This window comes from Proteiniphilum sp. (assembly GCF_040307845.1).
GTDB lineage: Bacteria > Bacteroidota > Bacteroidia > Bacteroidales > Dysgonomonadaceae > Proteiniphilum.
Map to the genome: position 1 here is coordinate 141,142 of NZ_JAWRIS010000058.1, position 12,424 is coordinate 153,565.

General features: G+C 46.1%; 9 protein-coding genes and 1 pseudogene. 9 read left to right on the forward strand and 1 reads right to left on the reverse strand.

Going from position 1 to position 12,424, the window contains the following annotated elements:
* The first annotated feature begins 9 nt into the window (after positions 1–9).
* The 6 genes and pseudogenes from ABV001_RS13670 to ABV001_RS13695 all read left to right on the forward strand — a co-directional run bounded on the left by ABV001_RS13670 (position 10) and on the right by ABV001_RS13695 (position 7,094).
* Positions 10–336 (forward strand): nucleotide pyrophosphohydrolase, encoded by a 327-nt coding sequence (locus tag ABV001_RS13670; RefSeq protein WP_352423323.1) that lies wholly within the window; start codon positions 10–12, stop codon positions 334–336.
* Positions 337–371: 35 nt separating this feature from the next.
* Positions 372–1,241, forward strand: a complete 870-nt coding sequence (gene deoC, locus ABV001_RS13675) for a deoxyribose-phosphate aldolase (RefSeq protein WP_352423324.1) — start codon at positions 372–374, stop codon at positions 1,239–1,241.
* 122 nt (positions 1,242–1,363) lie between these two features.
* Positions 1,364–4,768: a glycoside hydrolase family 2 TIM barrel-domain containing protein gene (locus tag ABV001_RS13680; RefSeq protein ID WP_502929896.1), complete on the forward strand. Its 3,405-nt coding sequence runs from the start codon at positions 1,364–1,366 to the stop codon at positions 4,766–4,768.
* A gap of 218 nt (positions 4,769–4,986) precedes the next feature.
* A pseudogene (locus tag ABV001_RS13685) lies at positions 4,987–5,193 on the forward strand (metallophosphoesterase N-terminal domain-containing protein); the annotation flags it as partial.
* A gap of 21 nt (positions 5,194–5,214) precedes the next feature.
* Positions 5,215–6,450, forward strand: a complete 1,236-nt coding sequence (locus tag ABV001_RS13690; RefSeq protein ID WP_352423421.1) for a calcineurin-like phosphoesterase C-terminal domain-containing protein — start codon at positions 5,215–5,217, stop codon at positions 6,448–6,450.
* Between the two features lie 215 nt (positions 6,451–6,665).
* Positions 6,666–7,094 (forward strand): Hsp20/alpha crystallin family protein, encoded by a 429-nt coding sequence (locus ABV001_RS13695; RefSeq protein ID WP_352423325.1) that lies wholly within the window; start codon positions 6,666–6,668, stop codon positions 7,092–7,094.
* A 55-nt stretch (positions 7,095–7,149) separates the two neighbouring features.
* On the opposite strand, the gene ABV001_RS13700 is transcribed toward ABV001_RS13695, so the two are convergent.
* Positions 7,150–8,124, reverse strand: a complete 975-nt coding sequence (locus ABV001_RS13700; RefSeq protein ID WP_352423326.1) for a polyprenyl synthetase family protein — start codon at positions 8,122–8,124, stop codon at positions 7,150–7,152.
* Between the two features lie 174 nt (positions 8,125–8,298).
* On the opposite strand from ABV001_RS13700, the gene polA reads away from it, so the two are divergent.
* The 3 genes from polA to ABV001_RS13715 all read left to right on the forward strand — a co-directional run bounded on the left by polA (position 8,299) and on the right by ABV001_RS13715 (position 12,420).
* On the forward strand, positions 8,299–11,091 hold the full coding sequence (polA, locus tag ABV001_RS13705) for a DNA polymerase I (protein ID WP_352423327.1): 2,793 nt from the start codon (positions 8,299–8,301) through the stop codon (positions 11,089–11,091).
* 35 nt (positions 11,092–11,126) lie between these two features.
* Positions 11,127–11,579 (forward strand): YqaA family protein, encoded by a 453-nt coding sequence (locus ABV001_RS13710; RefSeq protein ID WP_352423328.1) that lies wholly within the window; start codon positions 11,127–11,129, stop codon positions 11,577–11,579.
* Between the two features lie 61 nt (positions 11,580–11,640).
* Positions 11,641–12,420 carry a radical SAM protein gene (locus tag ABV001_RS13715; protein WP_352423329.1) on the forward strand — a complete coding sequence of 260 codons (780 nt, stop codon included), beginning with the start codon at positions 11,641–11,643 and terminating at the stop codon, positions 12,418–12,420.
* Positions 12,421–12,424: the final 4 nt, after the last annotated feature.

The following is a 12,424-nucleotide window of genomic DNA, read 5'->3' on the forward strand; positions in this document are numbered from 1 at the left end:
CGAAACAACATGACAATACAGGAAGCTCAACAAAAGGTGGATGAATGGATCAAAACCTATGGTGTACGCTATTTCAGCGAGTTGACCAATATGGCCATTTTAACCGAAGAGGTAGGCGAACTGGCGCGGATTATGGCCCGGACCTACGGCGACCAATCCTTCAAAAAATCAGACCTGTCGAAAAATTTGGCGGACGAAATGGCGGATGTGCTTTGGGTATTATTCTGCCTGGCCAACCAAACCGGGGTAGACCTGGAAGACGCTTTACGTAAGAACATAGAGAAAAAGACGCAAAGAGACGCTGACAGACACCATAATAACAAAAAACTGCTATGATGGCCTCAGGCCAACAGAAAATAAAACAACAGAAAATGGAAACCAACAAATATAAAAAAGCAATTGCAAACCATCCGTTTACACTGACGGACGAAGAGGTCACGAAAAAAGTAAACGATCTCCTTGCCGGGAAGTATAGTGAGAACAATAATACGAAGGTCTATAAAAAGCTGTATAGCTGTATAGATCTCACCTCACTCAACAGTACCGATTCGAATGAGAGTATCTGGAAATTCACCGAAAAGGTGAACAGTTTCGATGGTTCTACTCCTGAAATGGATAATGTTGCAGCCATTTGCGTCTATCCCAACTTTGCTCGCACGGTGAAAGAAGCGCTCACAGCCGATATAAAGATTGCTTGTGTGGCTGGAGGATTTCCTTCATCCCAGACCTTCACCGAGATAAAAGTGGCGGAAGCTGCGCTTGCTGTGGCTGATGGTGCCGATGAAATAGATGTGGTCATCAATGTAGGTAAGTTTTTAGACGATGAATACGAAGAAATGTGTGAAGAACTTACTGAAATAAAAGAGGCCTGCCGTCATGCTTCGTTGAAAGTAATTCTGGAGACCGGTGCATTACAGAATGCAAAGAATATCCATCAGGCAGCCATCCTGTCACTCTATTCCGGAGCCGATTTCCTGAAAACATCCACAGGAAAGGGATACCCCGGAGCTACCCCCGAAGCGGCATACGTGATGTGCCAGGCCATCCTTTCCTATCATGCCAAAACCGGGAAGAAAGCCGGACTGAAAGTATCCGGAGGAATTGCCAGCGCAGACGATGCTGTAAAATACTATACCATTGTAAGAGAATTACTCGGGGAAGAATGGTGCAACAATACCCTTTTCCGCATCGGGGCAAGCCGGCTTGCTGATGTACTGCTCGAAAAAGCATCCGTAGTCTGAATATTTTATTAAATTACGGGGTATCCCTACATATCATTTCCATAAAAAAGACTCTACCTATTCACAAAAAGAGTACAATTGTAAAATATATTTTCAAAGAACATACACTTATAAATTTAGTAATGAAGAAAATCAAATTAATTGCAATGGCCACTATTCTGGGCCTGTTACTTTTAGGAGAATTGAGCGCACAGAACAACAACACGAATCCAGGTGGGGAAGCACTCCCCTATTGGAGAGACCTCCGGGTATTAGAAGTGAATAAGGAATATCCCCGGACCTCATTCATGACTTTCGATTCGAAAAGAGATGCCGTTTCAAAAAAATTTGAAGATAGCCCCTACTACAAATCATTAAACGGGACATGGAAGTTTTACTATGTGGACGGATATAAACAACTTCCGGAAGGGGTTACTGATCCCGGCACCTCCACGACCGACTGGGCAGACATCACCGTTCCGGGCAATTGGGAGGTACAAGGATTTGGCACCCCCATCTATGTGAACCATGGTTATGAATTCAAGCCCCGCGATCCTCAACCCCCTACCCTACCCGAAGAGAATCCGGTAGGCATATACAGGCGGGAAATCGATATTCCTGCTGACTGGCTGAACCGAAGTATCTTCCTTCATATTGCCGGCGCAAAATCGGGCGTTTATGTCTATATCAACGGCAAAGAGGTGGGTTACAGCGAAGATTCCAAAAATCCGGCAGAATTTCTAATCAACGATTACGTGCAACCCGGAAAGAACACCCTGGCACTGAAAATTTTCCGCTGGAGTACCGGTTCCTATTTAGAGTGCCAGGATTTCTGGCGTATCAGTGGGATTGAACGGGATGTTTATCTATGGTCACAACCCAAGACATCTGTGAGGGACTTCGCTGTAGTTTCCTCGCTTGACGATGACTACCGCAACGGTATTTTCAAGTTGACAACCATGGTCAAAAACAGGGATAGCCGATCATCCAAAGTAGAAGTTTCCTACGAGCTGACAGACAAAAACAATAACATAGTTTCTTCCGGAAAACAACCGTTGAGCCTCAGCCCCGGTGAAGAAAAAGACCTTCTCTTCGCTGAAACCATCGATAATCCGCTTACATGGACTTCAGAAGCGCCTAACCTTTACAGGCTCACTTTAACCATTACCCAAAACAAGAAAATAACCGAAGTAATCCCCTTCTCCGTAGGATTCCGCCGCATTGAAATTAAACCGGTGAAAGGCAACGGCGGGAGAATCGACAACCTGCTTCTGGTGAACGGACAGCCTATTATCCTCAAGGGAGTGAATATCCACGAAGTGAATCAAAAAACAGGGCATTATGTCACAGAAGAGATTATGAAGCGTGATTTTGAACTGATGAAACAATTCAATGTCAACTCCATCCGGTTGAGCCATTATCCGCAATCACGCCGTTTCTACGAGCTATGTGATGAATATGGTTTTTATGTCTACGATGAAGCCAATATCGAGTCGCATGGCATGTACTACGACCTCAGAAAAGGTGGAACACTCGGAAACAATCCCGAATGGTTGCATTCTCATATAGACCGGGTCACCAATATGTTCGAACGGAATAAGAATTTTCCTTCGGTCACCTTCTGGTCACTCGGGAACGAAGCCGGAAACGGATACAACTTCTATCAGGCTTATCTTTGGGTGAAAGAAGCGGACAGTGAACTGATGCAACGCCCCGTAAATTACGAGCGTGCCCTCTGGGAGTGGAATTCAGATATGTATGTCCCGCAATACCCGAGTGCTGCATGGCTCGAAGAAATAGGGAAAAAAGGAAGTGACCGCCCTATCGTTCCTTCCGAATATTCCCATGCAATGGGTAACTCCAATGGCAACCTCGATATCCAATGGGAAGCCATTTACAAATACCCGAACCTGCAAGGGGGATATATCTGGGAATGGGTAGAACATGCCTTGCTGGAAAAGGATGAAAATGGCGGTGAATACTGGACCTACGGGGGCGACTACGGCACGGATATGCCGAGCGACGGCAATTTTGTTTGTGACGGCCTTATCGACCCGGCAAGAAATCCACATCCTGCCACGGCCGAAGTGAAATATGTACATCAGGAATTCGCTTTTGAGGCTGTGGATGCCTCTCGGAACCGGTATAAAATCACCAACCGTCTCTTCTTTACCAACAGCGATCAATATGAAATAAGGTACAATATCACCTCCAACGGCGAAAAGGTGGCGGAAGAGGCACTCAATATTGTGCTGGGGCCCCGCGAGTCGAGGGAAGTGACTATTACCCCCCCGGCAAGAAACAGTAACGGTGCGGAATATTTCCTGAATTTCGAAGTGGCGCTCAAAGAAGCTACTCCTCTCCTACCCGCCGGATATGTTGTGGCCATCGAACAGTTCAGTCTTCCCACACAGACTGAAAGAAAGACGTACGAGACTGCATCGGGCGAGAAACTCAATATTACTGAAGACAATGAAACAGTCTCTGTCACATCGCCGGCCGTACAGTTTGTATTCAATAAGAAAAGCGGATTAGTCACCTCCTACAGGGTTCACGGCAATGAATATTTCAAAGACGGCTTTGGCATACAGCCCAATTTCTGGAGAGGTCCTAATGATAATGATTATGGAAACGGGATGCCGTATCGCCTTCAGGTATGGAAACAATCGAGTAAAAACTTCCGTGTGACAGAGATAAAAACCCGTAAGGACAATGAAAAAGCAGTAGTTGAAGTCTCCTACCTTCTTGCTGCCGGAAATCCCTATATTATAGAATATACGATAGATACGCAAGGTGTATTGAAAGTCAATGCGGAATTCGTAGGAGCCAATCTCGAAGAGCTCAGGACAGGTGCTTCCGAAGCTACCCGACTGGCCACCTTTTCACCTGAAGCCGCTGCGGCCCGTAAAACATCATCAGAACTGACGGTACCCAGGATCGGCATTCGTTTCCGCCTGCCTGTGTCGATGAATAACGTGGAGTATTTTGGCAGAGGTCCCGGTGAAAATTACATCGACCGTGCGTCGGGATCGAAGATAGGCCGTTACAAGACTACCGCCGAAGATATGTATGTATTGTATGCCCGTCCACAGGAAAACGGGCACAGGACTGACACCCGTTGGGTCGCCCTTACGGGCGGAAACAGCGGACTGTTAGTGGTTGCCGACAGTACGATAGGGTTCAATGCACTGCGTAACAGTGTAGAAGATTTTGACTCCGAAGAAAACAATGACAAGCCCTACCAGTGGAATAATTTCTATCCCGGGGAAGCAGCCGATAAATCAAATGAACTCAGAAGAAAAGGATGGGACAGCCCGGAGAACAGGATGCCACGACATACCCATATCAATGATATCGTGCCACAGGATTTTGTGGAGGTGTGTATCGACATGAAACAACAGGGTGTAGCCGGCTACAACAGCTGGGGGGCGCGCGCCCTACCCGAATACAGTATTCCTGCCAATCAGGATTACAAATGGGGATTTACCCTGATCCCGGTCAAGAACGAAGCCGAGATCAGTGAAAAATCACTTTTGAAATACGAATGAAGGTGAGAAAAAATTCACTAATCGAAAAAGTTCACCGTTTTGTAACAACTTGACAGGAGGAAAAATCTATCTTTGTAATTCGATATAGTTCAATCATAAAACACTCCGCAATGCAAAGAAATTTACTCGTTTTTATCCTGCTATTCAGCAGTATCCTTGTCTATTCCCAATAGACAGTCAAAGGATATGTATATGAAGATGCCAATAGAAACGGCAAAAAAGACAGAAGTGAAGCCGGCATTCCCAATGTGTCTGTTTCAAACGGAATGGATGTGGTCCTTACGGATAGTAAAGGATTTTACACTCTCCCTGTGAGCGACGGCGGCAATACGATCTTTGTGATCAAGCCCGGCGGATACCAAACTCCTGTGGACGAAAATTCTATTCCCCGGTTTTATTACCACCACAAACCGGAGGGTTCACCCGACTCTTTTACCTATAAAGGGATATCACCAACGGGAAATCTTCCCAAGTCGGTTGATTTTGCCCTCTACAAGCAGGATGAACCGGAGGACTTCACCGTTATTGTCTTTGGGGACCCACAGCCCTACTCCATCCAGGATATGGACTATTTCACGGAAAAAATCGTGAACGATGTGAAGAAGACCGATAAAACCCTTTTCGGAATCAGCTTAGGGGATATAGCGGGGGATAATCTCGACCTGCATCCGGTCTACAAAGAACGAATGCGCCGTCTACAACTGCCGTGGTACAACGTAATGGGTAACCACGACATGAATTACGACGCACCTTCGGATGAACTTTCGGACGAAACCTTCAAAAAGAATTTCGGCAGTGCCAATTACGCTTTTAACTACGGCAACGCACATTTTATCATCCTCGACAATATCCTCTATCCCGATCCGCGCGACGGAAAAGGTTATTGGGGCGGTTACCGGCAAGATCAGCTTATTTTCCTGGAAAACAACCTGAAGCATGTCCCCAAAGACAAGCTGGTAGTCTTATCACAACATATCCACATGAAAGACAACTCGGGCGGTTCGTACCGGCTGGAGGATCGCCAGCGCCTGTTCGACCTGTTGAAAGATTATGAGAACGTATTGATCATGTCGGCGCACACCCATTTGCAGGACCAGATAGAGTATACAGAAGCCGAAGGATGGAAAGGGAAAAAGCCTTTGCATGAATATAACGTGGGGACGACTTCAGGGGATTGGTATTCAGGGAAACTCGACGAGAAGGGATTGCCGGATGCGACTATGCGCGACGGTACGCCACAGGGATACGCTTTTCTGAATATCAAAGGGAATCAATATGATGTGGATTATAAAGTAGCCGGCAGAGAAAGCGATTACCAAATGAATATCTTTGCGCCGAAAGTAGTACCATATAAAGGAAGAACTACTTCACAAGTCATGGTGAACTTCTTTATGGGTAGTAAGGATGACTTGGTAGAGTACAGGATCGGTGAGGGTGAATGGCGGAAAATGCACTATGTATCCGCTCCCGACCTCAGCTACCTTACAAAATTACTGGAGTGGGATTTCACCGAAGAACTACTCCCGGGAAGGCGTCCGTCGAATCCGGTGAACAGTACGCATGTATGGATTGGCCCTGTTCCCACAGATCTGCCAGGAGGCAAGCACATCATCGAGATAAGGGCTACAGACAGATATGGTAAAACCCATTCAGGCAAGAGAACCTATTCGGTCCTAGAATAATCCTCGGTCAGGCTAAACACCCTTCGAGAAGATGTACCACCGAACCTTCTTACTGTCACTTTGTCTTTATTTTCTGTGATTTTATACTGTTTCTAGGCTTTTTCAGGTCATTTTGTCATTAAAATTCCTATAAATGGGGTAAATCCCCTCCGGCATATATTTTGCCCTTTCAATGATGTAAGAACAAATTGAAAATAAAAGAAAGGAATAATATTATGGCAATTATCAGACGTACAAACAACTGGTTACCGAGTGTATTCAATGATTTCTTCGGTAATGAATGGATGGAAAACAGCAGCAAATCAGTACCTGCCATCAACATTCAACAGAATGAAAATGGTTTTACAGTGGAAGTAGCTGCTCCGGGAATGACCAAGGAAGATTGTGTAGTGAGAATAGATGACGACAATAATCTGGTAATCTCTTTTGAGAAGAAAAATGAAAAGGAAGATAAAGATAAAAAGGGAGCCTATTTAAGACGTGAATTTTCTTACACGCAATTCCAAAGAAGAATGGTATTGCCCGATGATGTGGAAAAGGAGAAGATAACGGCTAAAGTGGAAAACGGAGTTCTGACCGTTGAAATCCCCACCCGGGAAGAAGAAGAAAAGGCATCTGCCTCCAAACTGATTGAAATCCAATAACTAACAGAGATGAATGAAGGGGAGTGAATCAATAGGTTCACTCTCTTTTTTTATTTTAATATTCGCGATTGTTCAAATAGATAAGAAGAATGCGCAAAAGATCTTTGAGATGGTCCTCGATGGAAAGTTCCGAAATAATGCCTTCCGCTTCATCCAATAACTCCCGTATCTTTTTATAGGCATACTCTACCCCTTGATACTCTTTGGCAAAATCAAGCACAAGCTCAATATTCTCCTCCGAATAATCACGCGAATGAATAACTCTCAATACCTCATCCGACAGGGACTTAGGTGCATTTTTCAGGGCGTATATTAACGGAAGTGTCACCTTCCCTTCCCTGATGTCATTCCCGGTAGGCTTACCCACATCAATTTTATAGTAATCAAAGATATCATCCCTTATCTGGAAGCAAATACCCAGAATTCCTCCCAAGCGGCCGAACTTGGAGATGGTTTGCGGGGGAGCACCTCCTGTAATGGCCCCGATAGTAACACTGGCACGCAACAAAGAGGCGGTTTTCTTATCAATCACCTCAAAATAAGATGCTTCATTGATGAGTATCTCTTCAGCAAGAGAGTATTGTACCAGCTCGCCCTCCGCAAGGCTTCTTCCCAACTCCGACATGATCCGTACAATGTTGAAGTCTTTTGTCTTTACACTCTCAGCCAAGGCGGTTGACAAAAGATAATCTCCGACCAATACCGCCCGTGTATTGTCAAACACGGCATTCACCGAACTTTTCCCCCTACGCATATCGGATTTATCAATCACATCATCATGCACAAGCGTGGCTGTATGCAACAGTTCAACAGTCACGGCACCATGGTATGTTTCCGGGATGATCTGCCCGCAAGCCTTTGCGGTCAACAACACCAACATGGGTCTTAGCCGTTTACCGTTTGCCTTAAAAACATAATCGATAATTCCTGAAATGCGGGGATTGTCATTCTTGATCGATTCTCGCAAATAAATATCAAAAAGTTCCAGCTCCTCCTGTAGAAAGTCTCTTATAATCTGACTTTGATCCATCGCATCCTGAATTTTATGTCACAAATTTATAAATTATTCTCCTCCCAGCAACAAATATTCGTAACTTTACATTTCTTAATCAGATTTTTTCTAATGTTTTCGATGAACGAACATATAGTCAAAACAAGTTTTGCCTATGTTAAGTGTAGAAAACATCTAATACAATTGATATTTATGAGCAAAAACAAACTTTTCCTTCTGGACGCATACGCACTCATTTACCGTTCTTATTACGCGTTTATCAGAAACCCGAGGGTAAACTCAAAGGGCGAGAACACATCCGCCATCTTCGGATTTGTCAATACGCTGGAGGAAGTACTCCATAAGGAAAACCCGTCGCATATCGCTGTCGCCTTCGATCCCGACGGCCCCACTTTCCGGCATCAGGAATACGAAGCCTATAAGGCGCAGCGTGAAGCAACCCCGGAGGATATCAAGCGGTCGGTGCCCATCATCAAACAGATTATCACTGCTTACAATATTCCCATATTGGAAGTACCCGGTTATGAGGCCGACGATGTGATCGGTACCATTGCCAAACGGGCAGACAAAGACCGTTTTGATGTGTATATGATGACACCGGATAAAGACTACGGGCAGCTCGCCGAACCTCATATCTTTATATACAAACCCAAATACGGCAGCAACGATTTTGATATTCTGGACGACAAAAAGGTAATGGAGAGATATGGACTTTCCAGCCCTGCCCAGATGATCGACCTGCTGGGGCTGATGGGGGATGCTTCCGATAATATTCCGGGCTGCCCGGGAGTGGGAGAAAAGACGGCCGTAAAACTGCTCAACGAGTTCGGTTCCATTGAAAACCTCCTGGCGCAAAGCCGTCAATTGAAAGGGGCATTGCAAAAGAAGGTAGAAGAGAACCGGGAACAGATACTTTTCTCAAAATTCCTCGCCACCATCAAAACCGATGTTCCCATTGAAGTAAAAGAGGACGATCTTGCCCGGAAAGAGATGGACGAAGAGGCGATGAAAATACTTTTCGAGGCGTTGGAATTTCGCACATTCCTGAACCGCATGTTCAGCCGGACAACGGTGGTCGCTACCCCTAAAGGGCCTATACAGGGCAATCTCTTCGCTACCATCGAAGAAGAAATTATACAAGAAGTTGTACCTGCGGAGACCCTCTTTGCCGGATATACCGACATCCGCACAACCTCTCATCAATACACAATGATACGGTCGGAAAAGGAAATGACTGAATTGTGTGAAAAGTTGTCACGGGAAAAAGAGGTCTGCTTCGATACCGAGACTACCGGCATGGATCCCCTGTTGAGCGACCTGGTAGGACTTTCCTTTGCCTTTAAAGAGGGAGAAGCTTACTATGTGCCCATTTCTGCAGACCGCGAAGAAGCCTGTCGTCAGACTGCAATCTTCAAGCCTTTTTTCGAAAATGAGTCTATCGGCAAAATCGGTCAGAACCTCAAATACGATATCCTCTCGCTCCGCAATTACGATATCCGGGTGAAAGGAAAACTCTTCGACACCATGATCGCCCATTATCTCCTCAACCCGGAGATCAGGCACGGGATGGACTATATGGCGGAGACTTACCTCAAATACCGGACAATCCATATCGAAGAATTGATCGGGCCGAGGGGTAAAAATCAAAAGTGTATGCGTGATGTGGATCCGGAAATCGTATCCGATTATGCGGCAGAAGATGCCGACATCACGTTGAAGCTGAAGAATATACTGGAGCGGGAAATCCACGAAAACAAGCTGGAGAAACTGTTCTACGAGATTGAATGCCCCCTTGTCTATGTGCTGGCCGATATGGAATGGACCGGAGTGCGGCTCGACCTGAAAGCGTTGGAAGAGCTCTCCACCCAATACACGGCCGAACTGCAACGGATTGAAAAAGAAATCACCGATATGGCCGGTATCGAGTTCAATGTCAACTCTCCCAAACAGATAGGGGAAATCCTTTTTGACCGATTGATGATCGTAGACAAACCGAAAAAAACCAAGACAGGACAGTATAAGACCAGTGAAGAGGAGTTGGAGAAGATCCGGTCGAGGCATCCTATCATAGAAAAGATACTGGAACAGAGGGGCCTGAAAAAACTCCTCGGTACTTATATCGATGCGTTCCCCCTCCTTATCAATCCCCGTACCGGAAAGATACATACTTCGTTCAACCAGACGGTAGCCGCCACAGGACGCCTGAGCAGCACCAACCCCAACCTGCAGAATATCCCCATCCGCGATGAACGGGGCAAGGAGATGCGTAAAGTATTTATTCCCGACGAAGGATGCCTGTTTGTTTCATCGGACTATTCACAGATCGAATTGCGTATCATGGCGCACCTGAGTGGCGATAAGAATATGACGGAAGCATTTAACAAAGGGCAGGATATCCATGCCGCCACTGCCGCCAAAATTTACAAGGTACCCCTCGAAGAGGTGACCGGTGATATGCGGCGCAAAGCAAAAACGGCCAATTTCGGGATTATCTACGGCATCACCCCCTTCGGCCTGTCGGAGCGGCTTACCATCTCCCGTACCGAAGCCAAAGAACTGATAGACGGTTATTTTGATACTTTCCCGCAGGTGAAACAATATATGGATGAAAGCATTTCCCGGGCACGTGATAAAGGCTTTGTGGAAACACTTCTGGGACGTAAACGGTATCTTGTCGATATCAACTCGCGCAATGCGGTCGTACGTGGATATGCAGAACGGAATGCCATCAACGCACCTATCCAGGGAAGCGCGGCGGATATCATCAAAATAGCGATGATCCGCATTTTCAATAGGTTGCAGGAAGAGAAACTACAATCCAAAATGATCCTCCAGGTACATGATGAATTGAATTTCAATGTGTTTCCTGATGAATTGGGAAAAGTAAAAGCCATCGTGACGGAGGAGATGGAAAATGCCTGCCGGTTGTCGATTCCGCTGAAGACCGATATTGGTGTGGGTGAGAATTGGCTGGCAGCACATTAGTCGATGTGGTGATGTGATGATTAGCAGATTATCTTATGCTTGACGGATTAGCGGAATACGGTTATTGGGGACTTCTACTGGCATCTTTCTTGGCAGCTACTATCCTGCCGTTCAGTTCAGAAGTGGTATTCGCGGCATTGATCGCGACCGGATCGGATATTGGTACGAGCATCGCCTATGCTACCATAGGTAACTCGATCGGCGGTGCCACCTGTTATTATCTGGGCCGGTTAGGTAAAATAGAGTGGCTCGAAAGATGGTTCAAGATCGACCGGGAGAAGATCGACCGGATGATTGCCCTCCTGCAAACCAGGGGAGCGGCCATGGGTTTTTTCGGTTTCCTTCCCGCCGTAGGAGACCTGATGCTGGTCGCATTAGGTTTTATGCGGGCCAGCGCACCTATCGTAATGATATCGATGACTGTCGGGAAATTTCTGCGGTATTTTGTGATCGCTTTCGGTACCGACCGGATCCTGTCATGGTTTTAATGGCTGTATTTCTCATTCTTAATTTTTAGTTTTTCACTTTTAGTTCTTAGTTATCAATCATATGTCCACTATACTTTTTCATGAAATTGTTTTTGGCCCCATCCACAGCAGGCGGTTGGGGATATCGCTCGGAATGAACCTGTTGCCATATGACGGCAAACTCTGTTCATTCGACTGTATTTACTGCGAATGTGGTTTTAATAAAGATTTCCGGACCAAAACGAAGTTGCCCGACCGGGAAAATGTACGGGCGGCGCTGGAAGATAAATTGCTATCCCTCCGCGGGGAGGGAGTCACACCCGATGTCATCACTTTTGCCGGTAATGGCGAACCAACGATGCACCCCGAATTCAAAGGTATTATTGAAGATACGATTGAATTACGCGACCAATATTTCCCCAATGCCAAAATAAGCGTGCTCACCAACGGCATGCACCTCAATAAACCGGAAGTATTTGAAGCACTTCAGAAAATAGAAAACCCCATCGTGAAACTCGATTCGGCAATCGATGAGACCGTCCGGCTGATCGACCGTCCCAATGCGCCCGGTTATTCAGTAGCGAGACAGGTAGCCCTCTATCAACGTTTTCAGGGTAATTTCATCCTGCAGACCCTGTTCTTAAGAGGCCGGTTTGAAGGACACGAAATCGACAACACCACCGAAGAGGAGGTTTCAGCATGGTTAGAGGTCGTCAGGGCGCTTAATCCCCGCGAGGTGATGATCTACACCATCGACCGGGAAACGCCCGCCTCAGCGCTTGAAAAAGCGCCTCTCGCCGATTTGCAGAAAATAGCTGCCAGGGTGGAAGGGTTAGGGATACAAACAAACGTGGCGGGATAAGGCT

What these genes read in the sequence shown, in the direction of transcription:
- ABV001_RS13700 (WP_352423326.1), bottom strand. Translation starts at nt 8,124, where the DNA reads ATGGATCAAAGTCAGATTATAAGAGACTTTCTACAGGAGGAGCTGGAA.
- ABV001_RS13670 (WP_352423323.1), top strand. Translation starts at nt 10, where the DNA reads ATGACAATACAGGAAGCTCAACAAAAGGTGGATGAATGGATCAAAACC.
- ABV001_RS13680 (WP_502929896.1), top strand. Translation starts at nt 1,364, where the DNA reads ATGAAGAAAATCAAATTAATTGCAATGGCCACTATTCTGGGCCTGTTA.
- ABV001_RS13715 (WP_352423329.1), top strand. Translation starts at nt 11,641, where the DNA reads ATGTCCACTATACTTTTTCATGAAATTGTTTTTGGCCCCATCCACAGC.
- ABV001_RS13710 (WP_352423328.1), top strand. Translation starts at nt 11,127, where the DNA reads ATGCTTGACGGATTAGCGGAATACGGTTATTGGGGACTTCTACTGGCA.
- deoC (WP_352423324.1), top strand. Translation starts at nt 372, where the DNA reads ATGGAAACCAACAAATATAAAAAAGCAATTGCAAACCATCCGTTTACA.
- ABV001_RS13695 (WP_352423325.1), top strand. Translation starts at nt 6,666, where the DNA reads ATGGCAATTATCAGACGTACAAACAACTGGTTACCGAGTGTATTCAAT.
- polA (WP_352423327.1), top strand. Translation starts at nt 8,299, where the DNA reads ATGAGCAAAAACAAACTTTTCCTTCTGGACGCATACGCACTCATTTAC.